Source organism: Nonomuraea glycinis (genome assembly GCF_014646515.1).
Lineage (GTDB): Bacteria > Actinomycetota > Actinomycetes > Streptosporangiales > Streptosporangiaceae > Nonomuraea > Nonomuraea glycinis.
In genome coordinates this window covers 66,452-84,603 of the sequence record NZ_BMNK01000011.1, presented here as the reverse complement: position 1 = coordinate 84,603, position 18,152 = coordinate 66,452, and the positions used below count along the sequence as shown (strand labels likewise).

Sequence of the window (18,152 nt, the reverse complement as noted above, 5' to 3'; positions counted from 1 at the left end):
CGACGGTCCAGGAGGGCCTTCTCACGTTGCGAAGGGCAGGGGGTCAGGCGCGGTTGGGTGCGAGGCCCAGTTGGAGGCCCTTGAGGCTGGAAGAGCGCTTGCTCAGCCGGTCGGCGATCTGCCGCAGCTCCGCGGCGGCGGGTGAGTCGGGGTCGGTCAGGACCAAGGGCTTGCCTTCGTCGCCGCCCTCGCGCAGGCGCAGGTCGATGGGGACCTGGCCGAGGAGGGGGACGCGGGTGCCGAGGGTGCGGGTGAGCGCGTCGGCGACCGTCTGGCCACCGCCCTCGCCGAAGACGTTGATGCGGTCGTCGCAGTGGGGGCAGGGCAGCCAGGCCATGTTCTCGATGACGCCGGCGATCTGCTGGTGGGTCTGCGCGGCGATGGAGCCGGCCCGCTCGGCCACCTCGGCGGCGGCCATCTGCGGGGTGGTGACGACCAGGATCTCGGCCGACGGCAGCCGCTGGGCCACCGAGATGGCGATGTCGCCGGTGCCGGGCGGCAGGTCGAGCAGCAGGACGTCGAGATCGCCCCAGTAGACGTCGGCGAGGAACTGGTGCAGGGCCCGGTCGAGCATCGGCCCGCGCCAGACCACGGCGCTGTTGCCCGGGGGCTTGAACATGCCGACCGAGATGACCTTGATGTCATGCGCCACCGGCGGCATGATCATGTCTTCGACCTTGGTGGGCCGTTCGGCGGCGCCGAGCATGCGCGGGATGCTGTGGCCGTAGATGTCGGCGTCGACGATGCCGACCTTGAGCCCGCTCGCGGCCATGGAGGCGGCCAGGTTGACGGTGACGGAGGACTTGCCGACGCCGCCCTTGCCGCTGGCCACCGCGAAGACGCGGGTCAGCGAGCCCGGCTGGTTGAAGGGGATCTCCTTCTCCGGCCCCCGGTCGCCGCGCAGCGTGGTCTGCAGTTTCTTGCGCTGCTCGGTGCTCATGACGTCGAGCTCGATCTCGACGGCGCTGACGCCGTCGATCTTGGCCACCGCGGCGTTGACGTCGCGGCGGATGGTGTCCTTCATCGGACACCCGGACACCGTGAGGTAGATGCCGACGCCGACCTTGCCGTCCGCGGCGATGTCGATGCCTTTGACCATGCCGAGGTCGGTGATCGGGCGACGGATCTCGGGGTCGATGACGGTGGCGAGGGCGGCCGTCACCTGTTCCTGGGTTGGTGCCATCGAAGTCTCGGCACGCCCATGACTGAGGGGTGCCGTCCCTCCTTTGCCGGTATATGTAGGACAAGCGCTGGACGCCAGTTGAGGATGCCCCTCAATGGTATGAACCTCGGGAGCGGCCTCGGTAATCCACCTGGGTGGGCTGAGCTTCTGAGTGTCCGTGCAACGCTCTAAGGTTACTCGCTGGCCCATTCGCTCACCGCCCCTCCCTGACCTCCTCGCCCAGCCGCTGGAGCTCCGAGCGTAGATAGTCGCGGGTGGTGACCTCGCTCAGGGCCAATCGGAGCCCGGCGATCTCGCGGGTCAGATACTCCAGGTCGGCCCGGTTGCGCTCGGCCGCCCGCCGGTCGTGCTCGTACTGCACGCGGTCCCTGTCGTCCTGCCGGTTCTGCGCGAGCAGGATGAGCGGCGCGGCGTAGGAGGCCTGCAGCGACAGCATGAGCGTGAGGAAGATGAACGGGTACGGGTCGAACTGGAGATCGGCCGGGGCCGTGGCGTTCCAGCTGATCCAGACCGCCACGAAGACGGTCATGTAGACGAGGAAGCGGGCCGTGCCGAGGAACCGGGCGATCCGCTCCGACAGCCGGCCGAACGCCTCCGGATCGTAGTGCGGCCGCCGTGCGCGGCGCAGGTCCCGTGGCTGGTCCAGGCGGTCTGTCGTCATGAAGGGGACCTCTCTCGCCAGTCCTCGGGGAGAAGGTGGTCCAGGACGTCGTCGACCGTCACGGCGCCGACGAACCTGTTGAGCTCGTCCACGACGGGCGCCGCGACCAGGTTGTAGCTCGCCAGGTAGAAGGCGACCTCCCGGAGCGTGAACTCCGGCCTGATCGGGTCGATCGACGGGTCGAGGACGCCGCCCAGCAGTGTGGACGGCGGGTCGCGCAGCAGCCGCTGGAAGTGCGTCACGCCGAGGTAGGCGCCCGTGGGCGTCTCGTTGGGCGGCCTGGTGACGAACACCTGGGCGGCGACGGCGGGCAGCAGGTCCTGCTGGCGAATGTGCGCGAGCGCCTCGGCCACCGTGCTGCTCGGCGGGAGGATCACCGGCTCGGTGGTCATCATGCCGCCCGCGGTGTCGGAGGGGTAGGTGAGCAGCCGCCGCACCGGGGCGGCCTCCCGCGGCTCCATGAGCGCGAGCAGTTCGGCCGCCTTCTCCTCGGACAGGTCGTGCAGCACGTCGGCGGCGTCGTCGGGGCCCATCTCCTCCAGCACGTCGGCGGCCCGCTCCGGCTCCAGCATGCCGAGGATGGTGATCTGGTCGCCGGGCGGCAGCTCTTCGAGGATCTCGGCGAGTCGTTCGTCGTCGAGGGCGCGGGCGATCTCGATGCGTCGCTTGCCGGGCAGGTCGTGCAGGGCGCCGGCGATGTCGGCGGCGCGCATGGAGTCGAAGGAGGCGATCAGCCCGGCGGCTCCCTGGTCCTCCTGCAGGATGTCGAACCCCGACACCTCGCTCCACTCGACGATCGCGGGATCGCGCCTGCGCTTGTCGCGGTAGACGGCGACCTTGGTGATCTCCCAGGTGGACGGGCTGGTCTCGGCCATCGCCACGTCGAAGACGGTCACCGGGCGGCCGTATACGCTGACGGTCAGGTCCAGCATCTCGCCGATCACCAGCGTCTCGGTGGCGCGCTGCTCGAACCTGCGGACGTTGATCCGCCCGGTGAAGACCACCGCGCCGGCCTCGATGCCGCGCACGCGGGTGATGGGCAGGAACACCCTGCGGCGTGGTTGCACCTCGACCACCATGCCGTGGACGCTCGGCGGCCGGCTGCCGCGCAGTCCGGTCACGACGTCCCTGATGCGGCCGATCTTGTCGCCGGCGGGGTCGAAGACCGGCGTGCCTGCCAGGCGGGCCACGAAGATCTGCACGTCAACCAGGCTAACAGTGCCATGGCATTGCGCCTGGGACCCTGAGCGTGTCAGTATCAAACGTTTTCTACACTCATTACTCTTCTGGCGGTGTGTCATGCGGTATGCGGGGCTCGCGATCGCTTTCGTGTCCTCGGTGTGTTTCGCCTTCTCCGGCCCTATGGCGAAATATCTCATCGCTGCCGGAATGGCACCGATGGAGGCCGTCTGGGTGCGGATGGCGGGCGCGGGGGTGCTGATGATCGCCGTGCTGGCGGTGCTGAAGCCGTCGGCGTTGCGGATCCCGCGCTCCCGGCTGCCGTTCTTCGCGATGTACGCGATCATCGCCGTGGCCGGGGTGCAGTCACTCTACTTCGCGGCGATCACCCGGCTGCCGGTGGGCGTCGCGCTGCTGCTGGAGTTCATGGCGCCGGTGATGGTGGTGATCTGGGTGCGGTTCGTGCGGAAGGTACGGCTCGCCCGGGCCGCCTATGTGGGCGCGGTGGTCGCGGTGATCGGGCTGGCCATCGTGGTCGAGGTCTGGTCCGGGATGCGGTTGGACGCGCTGGGCCTGCTCCTGGGGTTGATGGCCGGCGCGTGTTGCGCCGGATATTTCCTGATGAGCGATAGCTTCGGGGCGGATGTGGACCCGCTGGGCCTGATCGCCTGGGGGATGACCGGCGCGGCCGTGGTGCTCGTCCCGCTCTCCCAGCCGTGGAACATCCCGTGGAGCGCCTTCACCGAGACCGCCACCCCCGACGGCGCCGTCACCCTGCCGGTGCTGGGCGCGTACCTGTGGATGGTGCTCATCGCCACGATGATCGCTTACGTCCTCGGCGTGAACGCGGTGCGCAGACTGTCGGCGGCGGTCGGGGCCACGGTGGCCTCGCTGGAGGTCATCGCCGGCGCCGTGGTGGCGTGGGTGCTGGTGGGCGAGGCGCTCGGTCCGTTCCAGATCTTCGGCGGCCTCATCGTCCTGTCGGGCGCGCTGCTCGCCCAGACCGCCACCTTCACGCGTCAGCCGGAGGCGGCGGCGCTCGCGGAGCCGGTGCGGACCGGCTGAGGCGTGAGGCGCACCACCGTGGCGCTCTCGGCCCAGCGCTCGGTGAGGTGCTCGCTGTCGCGGGCGTTGAGCCGCTCCTTGGCGAGCGCGGCGATGGCGTCGGGCTCGGCCGCCTGGTCGACGACCGTGACGGCGGCCTCGAAGTCCACCAGCCTGGCGCCGTTGTCCTTGCTGCGCAGCGTGACGCGGACGGAGCTCAGGGCGCCGAGGCCGGGCAGGTCCTGCTCCTGCCCGCCCGTCACCACGTAGAGGGCGCCGTCGTGCCAGGCGTGCCAGGCCAGGCGGGGACGGTCCAGGTCGAGCCAGCAGATGCCGGACTTCTTGGCACCTTCCTGGATGGCGGCGCTCAGATCGCTCACAGCACGACTTTAACCCGGACTCACCCGGTCGCGGCTCCCGGCTCTTCGACGCGCTCGAGCGCGGAAGCCTTCGCCGCCAGCGGCGCCAGCCGCCGCTCGGCGCCCTCCACCACCTGCAGATCCGCCTTGATGTGCGCGATGGCGGCGTCCACCAGCAGCGCCACGAGCGGATCCGACTCGCTCTCGCGGCGCAGCCGGGTGAGTCCCGCCAGGTCCGACAGGTAGGCCTGCTGCTGTGCTTCGGTGAATCTGGCCAGGGCCTCCGGGCCCAGCCGGGTGGCGGCGAGCAGCTTGAGGAACAGCTCATCCCGGAACCCGCCGGAGCGCAGGTGCGGCGTGACCGCCCAGGTGGTCAGCTCATCGGTGCCCGCCTGGGTGAGCCGGTAGATGGTCTTGTCCGGCCGGACGTCCTGAGCGACCTGGCTCCTGGTGACGTGCCCGTCCCTGACCAGGCGGTCCAGGATCTGGTAGAGGTGCCCGATGTTGAGCCCACCCCACTGGGGGCCGATCGCCGACTCGAAGCGGCTCTTGAGCTCGTACCCATGGCTTGGACCGTCGGCGAGCAGGGTGAGAACGGCATGGCTCAGCGGCATGATCGAATCATTTCCTAGATTGTCGCAATGTAAAAGGTGGGCATCTCTCCATGCATTGTGACAATGTAATACCCCATGGGAACATCAGTCACCCTCGAGAGCGTGAGCCGCTCGTACGGTTCCACCAAGGCGCTCGACGACGTCAGCCTGCACTTCGAGGCGGGCACGGCGGCCGCCCTCATGGGCCATTCGGGCGCCGGCAAGTCCACCGTGCTGCACCTGATCGGCGGGATGGACCTGCCGGACTCCGGGCACATCAGCGTCGACGAACAGCCGCTGCCGCGCCGGCTCGACGCGCACCGACGACGCGTGGGCTTCGTGTTCCAGCGCTTCCATCTGCTGCCCGCGCTGAGCGTCCTGGACAACGTGCTGGCGCCGGTGCTGCCGTACCAAGTGGACTTCGACAGGAAGGCGCGAGCGCGCGAGCTGCTGGAGGCCGTCGGGCTGGCGATCAGGGAGCGGGCGCTGCCCAGCGAGCTGTCCGGAGGACAGCAGCAGCGAGTGGCCATCGCCCGCGCGCTGATCGGCAGGCCGCCGCTGCTGCTCGCGGACGAGCCGACCGGCAACCTCGACAGCGCCACCGGCCAGGAGATCGTGGAGCTGCTGCTCGGTCTGCGCGAGCGCTACGGCATGACCATGCTGATCGCCACCCACAACCCTGAGCTGGCCGCCACCTGCGATCGCCTGATCAAACTGGCCGACGGCAAGATCGTGCGGGACATCCCGGTCACGCCCTCGGCCGACATGCTCCAGCGCATCGGCAGGCTGGGATGATCCGGCTCGCCGTCGCGCAGCTCCGGCACCGGCTCGCCCGGGCCGCGGTGCTCCTGCTGGGCATCCTGGTGGCCGCCACGGGATTCAGCGTGCTCACCGGCACGGCCACGACACAGCACCTCGAGATCGTCGGGTCGGTCAAGGAGCACTACCGGGCGCAGTACGACATTCTCATCCGGCCGAAGGGGTCGACCACGGCGCTGGAGCGCTCGACGCGGATGGTCCGGGCCAACTATCTGTCAGGCATCCACGGCGGCATCACCCTGGATCAGCTCAAGACGATCAAGAAGATCGACGGGATCGAGGTCGCCGCCCCGATCGCCATGATCGGCTACTTCACCGCGAACGGCACCACCCAGATCCCGGTCACCGAGGTGCTCGACGAGGGCGAGCGCACGATGCTGCGGGTCGACCGCACGCGCGTGGCCGACCGTGGACTGACCAAGATCCCGTACGCGCCGCTCTACCAGTACGTCACGCGCCGCCCGCTGACCGCGGCCATGGACAAGGGGGCGCTGCTGGACCTGACCACCGAGCGGCTGGCCTCGGGTGAGAAGACGCGGCTCGGCGACTCCCTGCTGTGGCCCGCACCCAAGAAGGCCGGGCCGTTCCCGTCCGACGGCGGGCCGACCGCGGCGGCCTGGTCCACCCAGAGCGGCAGCGGCGACGGTGTGCCGATGCAGTGGGGCAAGGGCGCGGCCAAGAAGGGCGAGGCCATGGTCTCGATGTCGCAGGAGTTCCCGCTGCTGCTCGGCGCGATCGACCCCAAGGCCGAGGCGGCGCTGGCCGGGCTCGACAAGGCGGTGGTGGAGGGCGCCTATCTCGGCTCGCCCGCCGAGCTCACCCAGTGGGACATCCCGCTGCTCGCCACCGCGAAGCCGCTGACGGACCAGACCGAGGAGGTCGTCGTCAGCCGGTTGCCGGCGAAAGCGGCGCGGATGGTCGCCGACGGCGTACCTGCCCCGAAGGTGCTCGACTACCTCAAGGCCCACCCCGGTGAGGTGGTCAAGAAGGTGAGCGTGGGCCCCGACGTGTTCTTCGAGGACCTGCTGGACACCTGGCAGAAGCAGGGGCTGCGACTGGACCAGAAGGTCGTCGCTCCGCTCACCCGCTACTACACGGCCGGTCCGGTGGACTACGAGCGCCAAGCGGACGGCGCCCTGATCCCCAAGAGGGCGGCCAACGACCCGAAGGTCTGGCAGGACAAGGAGTGGACCGGCGGCGCGCCCATCGGCTCGGCCGACACCGAGTTCCGGGAGCTGTCCCGGCTGCCGCTCAAGACCGGGCTGGACGGCTCGGGCGGGCTGGGCGGCCCGCTGTTCCTCAAGCTCATGGGCCGCTTCGACGCGGCCAAGCTGCCCGGCTTCTCCGAGCTGACCCAGGTGCCGATGGAGACCTACAACCCGCCGTCCGTCGTCGGGGCGGACGAGCGGACCCGCGGCCTGCTAGGCGGGCGCGAGCTGCTGCCCACCGACAACGTGGCCGGCTACCTCCAGGCCCCGCCGCTGCTCCTCACCGACCTCGGCGGCCTGTCCAAGATCGCCAAGCGGGACACGAAAGGGGTGCTCGCCAAGGCTCCGCTGAGCGTGATCCGGATCCGGGTCGCCGGAGTGACCGGGCCCGACCCGGTGAGCCAGGAGCTCATCGGCGAGGTGGCCCGCAAGATCGTGGCCGCCACCGGCCTGGAGGTGGACATCACCATGGGCTCCTCCCCGTCGCCGGTCACCATCGAACTCCCGGCCGGCGACCACGGCCGGCCCGCGCTCACCCTTCAGGAAGGATGGGTGAACAAGGGCGTAGCCCACCAGATCCTGGACGAGGCCGACCGCAAGTCGCTCGTGCTGTTCCTGCTGATCCTGACGGTGTGCGCGCTGTTCGTGCTGAACGCCGCCTCCGCGGTGGTCCGCAGCAGGCGCACCGAGCTGGGCGTGCTGGCCTGCCTCGGCTGGTCGCGGCGCAAGCTCTTCGGCGTGGTGCTGTGGGAGGTGGGGCTGGTCGGGCTGGTCGCCGGCCTGCTGTCGGCGGCGCTCGCCATCCCCCTGTCGTCCTGGTTCGGCCTGCACGTCTCGGTCCCGCGCGCACTGCTCGCGGTGCCGGCCGCGGTGCTGCTGGCCCTGGCCGCCGGCGCCGTGCCCGCGTGGCGGGCCTCCACCGTGCCGCCCGTCGCGGCGGTGCGCGCCGGAGTCAACGCCGCACGCCGCGCGAGCTCCCCACGCGGGGTGACCGGGCTGGCCCTCGTCGGGCTCGCCAGAGTGCCCGGCCGCACGATGCTCGGCGCCGCCACGCTCATGCTGTGCGCGTTCGCACTCACCGTGCTGCTCGCGGTCACGTACGGGTTCCGCGGCCAGGTGGTCGGCTCCCTGCTGGGGGACGCGATCGTGGTGCAGGCCAGAGCAGCGGACTACGTGGCGATCGCGGTGATGTTCACGCTTGGCGCGCTGGCCGTGGCCGACGTGCTCTACCTCGGCATCCGGGAGCGGGACGCCGAACTGGCCGCGCTGCGTGCCACGGGCTGGCCGGGCCGGGCCGTCGTCCGGCTGGTGCTCTCGGAGGGCGTGGTCATCGGGTTGGCCGGCGGGGTGTCGGGCGCGGTCCTGGGGCTTGCCGCGGCCGCGGCGCTCGCCGGGGCGCTGCCCCAGGTGGTGCTGGCCGGCGCCCTGGCGGCGGCCGGGATCGCGCTCGTGCTGGCCGTCCTCGCCTCCATCGTGCCCGCCGTGCTCGCCCGGCGGTTGCCACTGGCGGCGGTGCTGGCGCGCGAGGGCTGAAGACCGGGGGGTCTGCCGCCGGGACGCGGACGCAGCCGCTAGCGTGTGTGCGCATGCGCTCACGTCGGTCCGTTCTCGCAGTCCCGGGCAGCAGCCCCCGCTTCCTCGAGAAAGCGCAGGGCCTGCCCGTCGACGAGGTGTTCCTCGACCTGGAGGACGCCGTCGCGCCGCTGGCCAAGCCGGAGGCCCGGCAGAACATCGTGGCCGCCCTGCGCGAGGGCGACTGGACGGGCAAGACGCGGGTCGTGCGGGTCAACGACCTGACGACGCAGTGGACGTACCGCGATGTGATCGAGATCGTGGAGGGCGCGGGGGACCGGCTCGACTGCTTGATGCTGCCCAAGGTGCAGGACCCGACCGAGGTCGTCTGGCTCGACACGCTGCTCACCCAGATCGAGAAGACCATGGGCTTCGAGGTGGGGAGGATCGGCATCGAGGCGCAGATCGAGAACGCCCGCGGCCTGGTGAACGTGGACGCCATCGCCGGCTCGTCGCCGCGGCTGGAGACGCTGGTGTTCGGCCCGGCGGACTTCATGGCCTCGATCAACATGCGCACGCTGGTCGTGGGTGAGCAGCCGCCCGGCTACGAGGAGGGCGACGCCTACCACTACATCCTGATGAGGCTGCTGATGGCCGCCAGGATGCACGACCTCCAGGTCATCGACGGGCCTTACCTGCAGATCAAGGACGTCGACGGTTACCGGCGGGTGGCCCGGCGCTCGGCGGCGCTCGGGTTCGACGGCAAGTGGGTGCTGCACCCGTCGCAGATCGACGCGGCCAACGAGGTGTTCTCGCCGGCGCAGGAGGATTATGACCACGCCGAGCTCATCATCGAGGCGTACGAGCACTACACCACCGTCGAGAAGCGCGGCGCGGTCATGCTGGGGGACGAGATGATCGACGAGGCCTCGCGCAAGATGGCGCTCGTCGTGGCGGCCAAGGGCCGGGCCGCCGGGCTGAGCCGTACGAAACGGTTCAGCCCGGAGGGCTAGATCTTGAAGCCGATCGTGGTGAAGAACCAGAAGGACGAGGTCAGCCAGAGCCCGACCAGCGCGGTGAACGCCAGCCCGCCCAGCACCGGGAACGTCCAGCCCGGTGCGTCCTGCTTGCGCAGGGACAGGAGCTTCGTGGTGAACACCCCGTAGAAGAAGCAGCCGAGCAGCGAGTGGACCATCACGCGCGGCGCGTCGTACTGCAGGCCCAGGGCGTACAGGCAGTGGAAGGCGACCGGGATGGTGAGGATGAACGCCAGCCTCCCGGACCAGCGGTGCACGCCGGCCGGGATGTCGATGCCCAGCTTGCCCCACATGGACAGGGCCGACACGACCTGGACCACGGCGAGCACGGTCGCGCCCGTCGTCAGCCACACCTTCATCGGCAGCGCGGCGGAGAAGCCCGCGACGCCGACCGCGAACCCGGTCGGGGGGTTCACCCGCCCGTAGACGCCGAGCGCGATCATGACCAGGCCGCCGACGAGCAGCGGCACCAGCAGCGATGCGGAGCCACGCGACGAAGGTCGCTGGATGGCGGTCATCCCATCTCCTCGATGAAGCCGTCGACGTCCTCAGGTGTGACGGTCGCGCCGTTGACGGACACGGGGCTGGTGGGCGAGTCGCCGTCCAGCTTGGGGATCGGCACCTGCTTGTCGTCCTGGAACGCGGTGCCGACCTGGGTGAAGCCGCCGTCGGCCCGCTTCACCACGATCCAGCCGGCGCGTACCTTGGCGCCTCTGACGATCGCGCTGGCCCGGTACAGGCCGGACGGCTTCACCGCGATGGGCGCGGTGAAGCGCCACTTCTTGCCGCCGACCGCGACCTGGCCGGTGGCCTTGCCACCACCGAGCTCGGCCGTGACCTTGGCGCCGCCGAAGCCTTTGAGCGCCAGTTCGCTGCTGCCCGCGTCGCCCTTGAACCAGGCTTCGGTCTTGCCGTCGCAGAAGTAGCCGACGGCCTTGCCGTTGCGCACGGAGATGGCGATGAGGCCGCCGTTGTCCCTGACGCGGCCCGCGTAGTCGCCCTTCTTCGGCGCGGGGGGCGTCGTCTCCTCGAAGGTGGGCGTCTCGGTGGGCGACGCGCTCGGCGCGGCCGCCGCCGTTTCTGGGTTCTCGGTTTCGGTGTTCTCAGGGGTTTCTTCGGGTGCTTCGGTCGCCGTTTCGTCGGCTGTGGCGACGGTGGTGTCCGCCGCCGGTGTCGCGGTGATGCTGGCGACACCCAGCCCCACGGCGAGCACGGCGCCCGCCGTCAGGGTGACGATAGGTCCCAGCCTTGACATGGACTTCTCCCAGGGTCGAAATGCTTACCACCCGAGCATCCGCCGGAATTGTCGGAGCGTCTGTGAACTATTGCGCACCAGCCGGACAGAATATACAGATGCAGGAAAATCCCGGGTCTCATCCGCCGTTCGGCACGCAGCCCCCCTATCCATACATGTCGCCTCATCCGCCACGGCCGACCTGGTTTCTTCCGACGCCGCGAGGGGCCCGTTACGACCACCTGGCCAGGACTCCCGCGAGCGGGCTGTGGCGTCAGTTCGTCGGCACGATCCTGATCGCGGTGAACTTCTTCGCCGTCGGGACGGTGGTGATCGTCGGGGGCGCCATCGTGGCGGGGATCCTGGGGATCCCGACGCCGGTGAATCCGGAGCAGATCTCCAGCGACCCGGTGTTCGCGCTGGTGGTGTTGCTGCTGTCGCTCGCGGCCGTGCTCCCGCTGGTCTTCGGTACGGTCGCGCTGGTGCAGCGACGCCGGCCCGGGACGCTGTCCTCGGTGGCCGGCCGGCTGCGCTGGTCGTGGCTGCTGCGCTGCTCGGGTGTGGCCGTGCTGTCGCTCGTCCTGGGGCAGCTGGCCCAGTTCGGCGCGCTGGCGACCACCGGGGAGACGGTGGAGGGCATGTTCGGCTGGACCGGGTGGGAGCGGTTCCTGCCGGCGCTCATCGTCATCGTGCTGCTGGTGCCGTTCCAGGCGGCCACGGAGGAGTACATCTTCCGGGGGTGGTTCCTGCAGGCGTTCGGGACCCGGTTGAGCAATCCGCTGTGGAGCATCCTGATCAGCTCGGCGCTCTTCGCGTCGTTGCACGGGTATTCGTGGGCGGGGCTGGTCGACGTGTTCGCGTTCGGGGCGGCGATGGGGTTCCTGGCGGTGCGCACCGGGGGGCTGGAGGCGCCGATCGCGTTGCACGTGGTCAACAACGTGGTGGCGTTCGGGCTGAGCGCGGCGGCCGGGAACCTTGAGGACGCTCTTCAGCAGGACAAGGTGCCGGTGCCGTGGCAGTCGCTGGTGGGGACGGTGGTGCAGCTCGGGGTGTTCGTCATCGGGGTGCTTTACCTCACAAGAAAGCGGTCAATCAGCACTATTTCCGGATAAAAGTCTGAGGGGTGCCGGGAATCTCGCTAGAGAGCTCTCGCCATTCCGGCTTCGGCATGCTGCTCTGGACGGTGTGCGCGTACGCGAAGATCGGAGGTGATCATCTCGGGCGGCCGGGGTAAAAGTATTCCCGGGTTCCACCAACTCGACGAGTTCGACTAGGAGGTACGGCGCGTGGCCTCCGGCGCCAGTGAACCGCCACGGCTACCGCCGGGTGACGACGATCCGCGTGCTGACGACGGACGCGCCCCGGATCGGCATCCCCGCGATGAGCCCAGGATCCGGCATACCCCGCCAGGTCCCACGGACGAAAGAGTCGGCGCGCCGCCGCTGAGCTCGCCCTGGGGCATGCCGCCGTTCGCCGCGCCCACCCCCGAGGACCCCCAGGAGCCGCCCAAGGGCCGCCGCCCGTACAGCTCCCCGACGGCCGAGCCCGAGGTCGAGTCACGCCCCCGTCGTACGGTCGACCGCCCCGACAAACTCGTGGCCAGCGGCCCGCCCCGCCTCGTCCCCCCACCGGCCGAAACGCCCCCGGAAGGCCGCGAGCAGCCCACCCGCCGCGACCCCAGAACAGCCCCCTACCGCATGGCCCACCGCCCCCCAGCCCCCGGCACGGGCCCCGCGCCCGCCGAGGCACGATCTCCGTACGGTGAGGAGGAGTTCGGGCGGTCGCCCGACGCGAGGTCCGAGCACGCAGGCGAAGAGTTCGGGCGCGCCTCCGACGCGGGGCCCGCGCATGTCGGCGAGGAGTCCGTGCGGTCCGGGGCGGGTGACGACTTCCCGGACGGTGACGAGGACTTCGTACGGCAGGACGAGGGCGAGGAGGCGGACGGCGACGAGGAGTTCGTGCGGAGGGTGGGGCGGCCGCCCGGTGGCCGGCCCACGAGGCCGGACCTGCTGGTCGCGTCCGGGCCGGAGCGGCAGTCCAGCGGCAGGCACCACCGGGGACCGGCGCCGGCCGCACTCAGGCGGGCCGGCCCGATGCGGCGGCGGCGCGGCGTCCCCGCCCCCGTCGTGCTGGCCGTGGCGCTGGTGGTGCTGGTGGCGAGCGGGGTGCTCGTGTGGCAGTGGGCCGGCGCCGGCGATCCGGGGCTGAGCCTGGCCACCGGCACCGGGCGGTCGGGCGACGACCTGTTCACCGTCCCCGCCTCCACCGGCCAGGGCTCCGACCAGAAGCTCAACGACGTGGTCGCGGTGGGCGGCGCCGTCGTGGCCGTGGGCAGTGACACCACGAGCCCGACGCCACGCCCGCTGTTCCTGTTCTCGCCGGACGGCAAGAAGTGGCAGCTCGGCAAGGTGACCGGCTCGACCACGCCCACCGTACGGCGGGTCGTCGGCGGCGCGGGCCGCTGGCTGGCCAGCGGCGGCGACGGGCTGACCGAGCGCGGCATGTGGACCAGCGCCGACGGGCTGACCTGGCAGGCCGTGGAGCCGAGCGGCCTGGCCGCCTTCCGCGACGGAGACCTGATCAACGACATCGCCAGGACGGCCTCGGGGTTCGTCGCGGTCGGCCGCGCGGCGCTGCGGGACGGCGGCGCCGGGACGGCCGCGTGGTGGTCGGCGGACGGGCGTGCCTGGGAGCGGGCGGAGACGCGCGGGACAGGCGTGGGAGAGCTGAAGGCGGTGGTCGCCAAGGGCGACACCGTGGTGGCGCTGGCCCAGCCGGGACAGGGCGACGGCTCGCGGGTCGTTCGCTCGGCCGACGGCGGGCGCACCTGGCAGGCGACCGGCTTCCAGCTGCCCGAGGCGCAGCCGAGGCTCGGGTCGCTGGCGGTGACGCCGAAGAGATTCGTGCTGGTGCCGACGCGGCAGCGGACGATCGCGGGCGACGTACGCGTCTACTGCTCGCCGACCGGCGCCGAATGGTCGCAGTGCGGCACGATCGGCGGGCTGGGCAGGACCAGCCCGGGGGTGGAGTCGCTGGTCCCGCACGCGTCCGGGGTGGCCGCGATCAGCCAGGCGAGCCTGGGCGGCTACGCGGTGCTGAACAGCGCGGACGGCCGAGACTGGAAGAAGTCGGCCGAGCTCGGCGACCTGGCGGGGGCGACGCTGCGCGGCTTCGCGATCTCGCGGGCCGGCACCCTGTTCGCGGGCGGCGACCGGGCGGCGGCGGACGTGGACAACCAGCTCGTCCTCATGGCCGTGCCGCCGGGCGGCAAGGCGTCGCGGGTCCGGCTGGACCGGGTGGAGGGCCTGTCCAGGGTCGCCCGCGAGACCAGCCGGGTGGCCGGCCACGACGGCAGGTACGTCGCGGTCGGCTCGGCTTCGGGCGACGCCGGCATCTGGACCAGCCTCAACTGGCAGGACTGGCGGTCCATCAGCCTCGGCGGCCCGGGCCTGCAGCAGCTCCACGACGTCGCCTTCGGCCGCCGCGGCTGGCTGGCGGTCGGCGGCACGCAGACGGGCCCGCAGGTCACCGAGCCCCTGCTGGTCACCTCCCGGGACGGACGCCAGTGGAAGAAGGTGGGGATCTCCGGCGACCTCGCGCGCCCCGGTGACGACCCTTACCTGGACGCGCGGGTGCTCGCCGCAGGACCGCAGGGCTATGTGCTGGCGGGCGAGGACAGAGCTCTGTCCGGTACGGTCTCCGCCGCCCTCTGGTTCACCCCTGACCTGCGCAGGTTCACCCGGTCGAAGAAGCTCCCGCAGGGCGGCTCGAACGTACGCGTCCACGACCTGGCCGCCACGCCCACCGGATATGTGGCGGTCGGCGGCGCCGGGGTGGGCGGCGACGAGAGCGGCGTGGTCTGGGTCTCCGAGGACGGCGTCAACTGGACGGCGCGTAAGCGGGTGGTGCCGCCGGAGGCGACCTCGGCGAGGCTGCGGCAGGTGGCGGCCTTCCAGGACCGGCTCGTCGCGATCGGCACCGCGCAGGCGGCCACCGGCGGCCGGCGGCCCTTCTCCGCGGTCTCGGAGGACGACGGTGTCACCTGGACGACGGCCTGGCTGCCGGCGGAGAAGGCGGCGGAGGTCTACGACCTGGCGGCGGCGGAGCAGGGTCTCGTCGCGGTCGGCCGGCACGGCAGGGCGGGCGAGGACGACAGCGCGGCGTGGATCTCGCCGGACGGCTCGGCGTGGAGCCGCCTGGACCTGACCGAGGATCGGCTGGGCGGCCCGGGGAGCCAGTGGCTGACGGCGGTCACGGTGGCAGGCGAGGAGGTGGTGGCCCTGGGGCGCTCCACGACCTACAGCGACGACCACCTCATCCTGTGGACGTCCACCCTCACCGCCAGCCGGTGAAGGGCTCGGTGACGCCGGACCAGGGATCATGGAGCGGGCAGGACGTTCCAGGCTGGGTGACGCCGGACCAGGATCATGGATCGGGCAGGACGTTCCAGAGGGTCAGGGCGTCCAGCAGGCCGGCCGTGAGCGGAAGGCGTACCAGCTCGTCGTGGGTGCACCAGCGGGCGTCGGCGGCGTCGTCCCCGGCGGCGAGCGAGCCGCCGGTCACGGTGGCGAGATAGTCACGGATGACGTACGTGCCGCCGTTCGGGGCGGGGCGGTCCACCGCGCCCGCCGGCGCGCCCACCCGCACCAGCAGGCCCGTCTCCTCCAGCACCTCGCGTCGCACGGCCGCGGCGTCCGTCTCGCCGGGCTCCACCCGCCCGCCGGGCAGTGACCACAGCCCCTCGCCAGGCGGGTGGCCGCGCCGGATGACGAGCAGTCGCCGTGAGGGGTCAAAGACGATCGCTCCCACACAATTTACGCGCACCTGACCAATATTACGAGGAGATAACAAGCAGCGGCCTTGACGGGTGGCGCGTTGAGGAAGCACCGTGGGTAGCTGTGAGAGCGGCTCCGACCTGCCCGCGGTGTTTTGGCCCGCTTCACGGGCCCAGTGCGTCGAGCGCATGGCGATGCGACACGCACGGTGACGTCCTGCCCTACCAGCCACCCTGGCCACCGTCCCAGGCGGGGGTGGCGGCGATGCGCAAGAACTCCCTGCTCCCCGTGTGGCTGCCCTGGCCGCTGCCCGCCGGCTGGCTGGTGACGGGCTTCGGGGAGGTGGGCGACGAGCACCGGGGAGGCCGGGCCAGCGTGGTCGCCCTGTCCGGGCCGGCGCTCCTGCAGGGCCCCGCCGACCTGCTGGTCATCGCAGAGGAGCCGGGCGTGGGGCTCGGCGCCGCGTTCGCCGGGCTGGACGGGCCCGACCCCGGCGAGGGATTCGACTCCGGCCCGCCCAACGCCAAGATCGAGGTGCTCGGCCACCCGACGCCGCTGTGGTGCGTGGGCGGGGCGCCCGACCGGGCCGTCTACGCCGGTGAGGCGCTCGGCAACTGGCTGTGGACCATCGCCTGGCCGACGGAGGCCGGCTGCCTCATCGGGCTCGGCGAGCTGAGCCTGCTCGACCTGCGCGACCACGACCTCGACGTGCCCTTCGGGGCGTTCTCGCCGAGGCTGGAAGACTAGCCGCAGATCGCTCGGCGGCATGTCGCGAACGTGATTCGCTCATTCACCCAGACGGACTAGAGTTCGGAGGCGTGACAGCGCGTATCGAGCGAGTGGTGACCGAGGGCGTCGTCGACATCGACGACGTCGAATACAAGGTCGAGAACAACACCTGGATCATCGGCGACGACGATGAGGTGATCGTCATCGACCCGGCGCGTGACGCCGACAAGATCCTTGAGCAGGTCGGCGAGCGCGAGGTGCTCGCCGTGATCTGCACGCACGGCCTGCCCGACCACGTCGGCGCGGCCATCGAGGTGGCCAGCAGGGACGAGGCGGTGATCGCTCTCCATCCCAAGGACAAGCCGCTCTGGCGGGAGACCTGGTCGGAGACGTGGCCCGACATCGACATGGAGGACGACGGCATCTTCGGTGTCGCCGACGTCCAGCTCGACGTCATGGAGACGCCCGGCGTCACGCCCGGCGGGGTCTCCCTCTACTGCGAGGGGCTCGGGGTCGTCTTCTCCGGCGAGACGCTGCAGGCCGACGGTCCGGGCAAGCTCGGCGGCGAGTATCCGCGCCTGGCCGACCAGCTCACCGCGATCGGCGGGCGGCTGTTCACGCTGCCCGCGGAGACGCGCGTGCTGGCCGCACACGGTGACGAGGTGACGGTCGGCGATCTGGAGCCGCACTTCGACGACTGGATCTCGGGGTCGCTGACCCGTACCGAGCCCGAGCCCGCCCCGGAGGGCCCGCTCTCCGACGGCACCAAGATCTCCGGCATCAAGCTCAACGGGGGCGACGAATAGGGTGCAGGACCAGCTCCCGCTGGAAGGGATGCCGCGGCGGCTCTACTCGTGCACGCCGTCGCGGTTGAACGCCTGGCTCGACTGCAGGCGCCGCTACCGGTTCAGCTATCTGGACCGGCCCCAGCCGTCCAAAGGGCCCGCCTGGGCGCACACCAGCGTCGGGTCGAGCGTGCACAACGCGCTGGCGGCCTGGTGGCGGGAGCCGTACGAGCGTCGCACCCCGCTGACGGCGGCCATCCTGGTCACCAACGGGTGGATCGCCGAGGGGTTCAGGGACGCCCAGCAGTCGGCTGAGTGGCTGGGCCGCGCCCGCGACCTCGTGTCCGGATATGTCGCGACTTTAGATCCGGCGGATGATCCCGTCGGCGTCGAGCGCACCGTCGCCACCCGCACCGGCGTCATCGCGGTCTCCGGCCGTATCGACCGCCTCGACCGGCGCGGGGACGAGCTGGTGGTGGTCGACTACAAGACCGGGCGGCGGCCGCTGACCCAGGACGACGCGCGCTCCTCGCTCGCGCTGGCGATCTACGCGGTCGCGGCGACCCGGATGATGCGCACCCCGGCCCGCGCCGTCGAGCTGCACCATCTGCCCACCGGTGAGATCGTCGAATGGCGCCACACCGAGGAGTCCCTCGGCCGCCATCTGAGGCGTGCGGAGGAGATCGCCCTGGAGGCCTCCACCGCGGACGAACGCTACCGCGAGATCATGGGTCCCCCGGCGGCCAGGACCCGACGCCCCTCAGGAGCCGCTGGCGGGCGCTCCGGTGCGGCGAGCGGCAAGGGTGCCCCTACGGCGGCGCAGGGCGCGAGAGGCCCCTCTGGGGGCTCTCAAGGCGCCCGCGAGGACAGGCCCTCCGTGGGGCCCGCTCGGGTGCCGGATGAGCTCGACGCTCTCCTCGCGCCCAATCCCGGCCCGCTCTGCGGCTGGTGCGACTTCCGCCGCCACTGCCCCGAAGGCCAGGCCGCCGCCCCCGACCGCCGCCCCTGGGACGCCCTCGCCGAGTGACCCGTGG

17 protein-coding genes are annotated in these 18,152 nt (G+C 71.3%); 9 read left to right on the top strand and 8 right to left on the bottom strand.

Features of this window, described 5'->3' with window-relative positions:
* Positions 1 to 43: 43 nt before the first annotated feature.
* The 3 genes from IEY87_RS28125 to IEY87_RS28115 all read right to left on the bottom strand — a co-directional run bounded on the left by IEY87_RS28125 (position 44) and on the right by IEY87_RS28115 (position 3,046).
* Positions 44 to 1,183, bottom strand: a complete 1,140-nt coding sequence (locus IEY87_RS28125) for an Mrp/NBP35 family ATP-binding protein (protein ID WP_189141813.1) — start codon at positions 1,181 to 1,183, stop codon at positions 44 to 46.
* Positions 1,184 to 1,376: 193 nt separating this feature from the next.
* The gene (locus IEY87_RS28120; RefSeq protein WP_189141812.1) at positions 1,377 to 1,844 is read right to left on the bottom strand and encodes a DUF1003 domain-containing protein; all 468 of its coding nucleotides are present in this window, start codon (positions 1,842 to 1,844) and stop codon (positions 1,377 to 1,379) included.
* Entirely contained in the window at positions 1,841 to 3,046 is a 1,206-nt protein-coding gene (locus IEY87_RS28115) for a magnesium transporter MgtE N-terminal domain-containing protein (RefSeq protein ID WP_372462268.1), read from the bottom strand. Before IEY87_RS28115 ends, IEY87_RS28120 begins: the two co-directional genes overlap by 4 nt.
* Before the next feature lie 97 nt (positions 3,047 to 3,143).
* Here IEY87_RS28115 and IEY87_RS28110 point away from each other — a divergent pair, with 97 nt between their 5' ends.
* On the top strand, positions 3,144 to 4,088 hold the full coding sequence (locus tag IEY87_RS28110) for an EamA family transporter (protein ID WP_189141810.1): 945 nt from the start codon (positions 3,144 to 3,146) through the stop codon (positions 4,086 to 4,088).
* Here IEY87_RS28110 and IEY87_RS28105 read toward each other — a convergent pair.
* Both IEY87_RS28105 and IEY87_RS28100 read right to left on the bottom strand, forming a co-directional pair.
* Complete coding sequence (locus tag IEY87_RS28105) at positions 4,043 to 4,447, bottom strand: hypothetical protein (protein ID WP_225277768.1); 405 nt, start codon at positions 4,445 to 4,447, stop codon at positions 4,043 to 4,045. The two genes, IEY87_RS28110 and IEY87_RS28105, sit on opposite strands and share 46 nt — an antisense overlap.
* A gap of 20 nt (positions 4,448 to 4,467) precedes the next feature.
* On the bottom strand, positions 4,468 to 5,040 hold the full coding sequence (locus tag IEY87_RS28100) for a PadR family transcriptional regulator (RefSeq protein ID WP_189141809.1): 573 nt from the start codon (positions 5,038 to 5,040) through the stop codon (positions 4,468 to 4,470).
* A 102-nt stretch (positions 5,041 to 5,142) separates the two neighbouring features.
* On the opposite strand from IEY87_RS28100, the gene IEY87_RS28095 reads away from it, so the two are divergent.
* From IEY87_RS28095 to IEY87_RS28085, 3 genes are read left to right on the top strand one after another with little or no spacing between them, the layout of a single operon-like run.
* Complete coding sequence (locus tag IEY87_RS28095) at positions 5,143 to 5,814, top strand: ABC transporter ATP-binding protein (protein WP_225277769.1); 672 nt, start codon at positions 5,143 to 5,145, stop codon at positions 5,812 to 5,814.
* A complete protein-coding gene (locus IEY87_RS28090) occupies positions 5,811 to 8,579 on the top strand; it encodes an FtsX-like permease family protein (protein WP_189141807.1) in 2,769 nt (922 codons plus the stop codon). Before IEY87_RS28095 ends, IEY87_RS28090 begins: the two co-directional genes overlap by 4 nt.
* 53 nt (positions 8,580 to 8,632) lie before the next feature.
* Positions 8,633 to 9,571 carry an HpcH/HpaI aldolase/citrate lyase family protein gene (locus IEY87_RS28085; RefSeq protein ID WP_189141806.1) on the top strand — a complete coding sequence of 313 codons (939 nt, stop codon included), beginning with the start codon at positions 8,633 to 8,635 and terminating at the stop codon, positions 9,569 to 9,571.
* Here IEY87_RS28085 and IEY87_RS28080 read toward each other — a convergent pair.
* Both IEY87_RS28080 and IEY87_RS28075 read right to left on the bottom strand, forming a co-directional pair.
* Positions 9,568 to 10,113, bottom strand: coding sequence for a DUF6529 family protein (locus tag IEY87_RS28080; protein ID WP_189141805.1), 546 nt, complete (start codon positions 10,111 to 10,113; stop codon positions 9,568 to 9,570). The two genes, IEY87_RS28085 and IEY87_RS28080, sit on opposite strands and share 4 nt — an antisense overlap.
* The gene (locus IEY87_RS28075) at positions 10,110 to 10,850 is read right to left on the bottom strand and encodes a hypothetical protein (protein WP_189141804.1); all 741 of its coding nucleotides are present in this window, start codon (positions 10,848 to 10,850) and stop codon (positions 10,110 to 10,112) included. Before IEY87_RS28075 ends, IEY87_RS28080 begins: the two co-directional genes overlap by 4 nt.
* Positions 10,851 to 11,005: 155 nt before the next feature.
* Here IEY87_RS28075 and IEY87_RS28070 point away from each other — a divergent pair, with 155 nt between their 5' ends.
* Both IEY87_RS28070 and IEY87_RS28065 read left to right on the top strand, forming a co-directional pair.
* Complete coding sequence (locus tag IEY87_RS28070; protein ID WP_189141803.1) at positions 11,006 to 11,941, top strand: CPBP family intramembrane glutamic endopeptidase; 936 nt, start codon at positions 11,006 to 11,008, stop codon at positions 11,939 to 11,941.
* Between the two features lie 348 nt (positions 11,942 to 12,289).
* Positions 12,290 to 15,181 carry a hypothetical protein gene (locus IEY87_RS28065; protein WP_189141802.1) on the top strand — a complete coding sequence of 964 codons (2,892 nt, stop codon included), beginning with the start codon at positions 12,290 to 12,292 and terminating at the stop codon, positions 15,179 to 15,181.
* Between the two features lie 73 nt (positions 15,182 to 15,254).
* On the opposite strand, the gene IEY87_RS28060 is transcribed toward IEY87_RS28065, so the two are convergent.
* Positions 15,255 to 15,638: an NUDIX domain-containing protein gene (locus tag IEY87_RS28060; RefSeq protein WP_229699396.1), complete on the bottom strand. Its 384-nt coding sequence runs from the start codon at positions 15,636 to 15,638 to the stop codon at positions 15,255 to 15,257.
* Between IEY87_RS28060 and IEY87_RS28055 the strand changes: the two genes are divergently transcribed.
* The 3 genes from IEY87_RS28055 (at position 15,611) to IEY87_RS28045 (ending at position 18,145) form a co-directional block, all read left to right on the top strand.
* Positions 15,611 to 16,351, top strand: a complete 741-nt coding sequence (locus tag IEY87_RS28055; RefSeq protein WP_308426461.1) for a DUF6758 family protein — start codon at positions 15,611 to 15,613, stop codon at positions 16,349 to 16,351. The two genes, IEY87_RS28060 and IEY87_RS28055, sit on opposite strands and share 28 nt — an antisense overlap.
* Positions 16,352 to 16,422: 71 nt before the next feature.
* On the top strand, positions 16,423 to 17,139 hold the full coding sequence (locus IEY87_RS28050; RefSeq protein WP_189141799.1) for an MBL fold metallo-hydrolase: 717 nt from the start codon (positions 16,423 to 16,425) through the stop codon (positions 17,137 to 17,139).
* Between the two features lie 28 nt (positions 17,140 to 17,167).
* Positions 17,168 to 18,145 (top strand): RecB family exonuclease, encoded by a 978-nt coding sequence (locus IEY87_RS28045; protein WP_189142001.1) that lies wholly within the window; start codon positions 17,168 to 17,170, stop codon positions 18,143 to 18,145.
* The last annotated feature ends 7 nt before the right edge of the window (positions 18,146 to 18,152 follow it).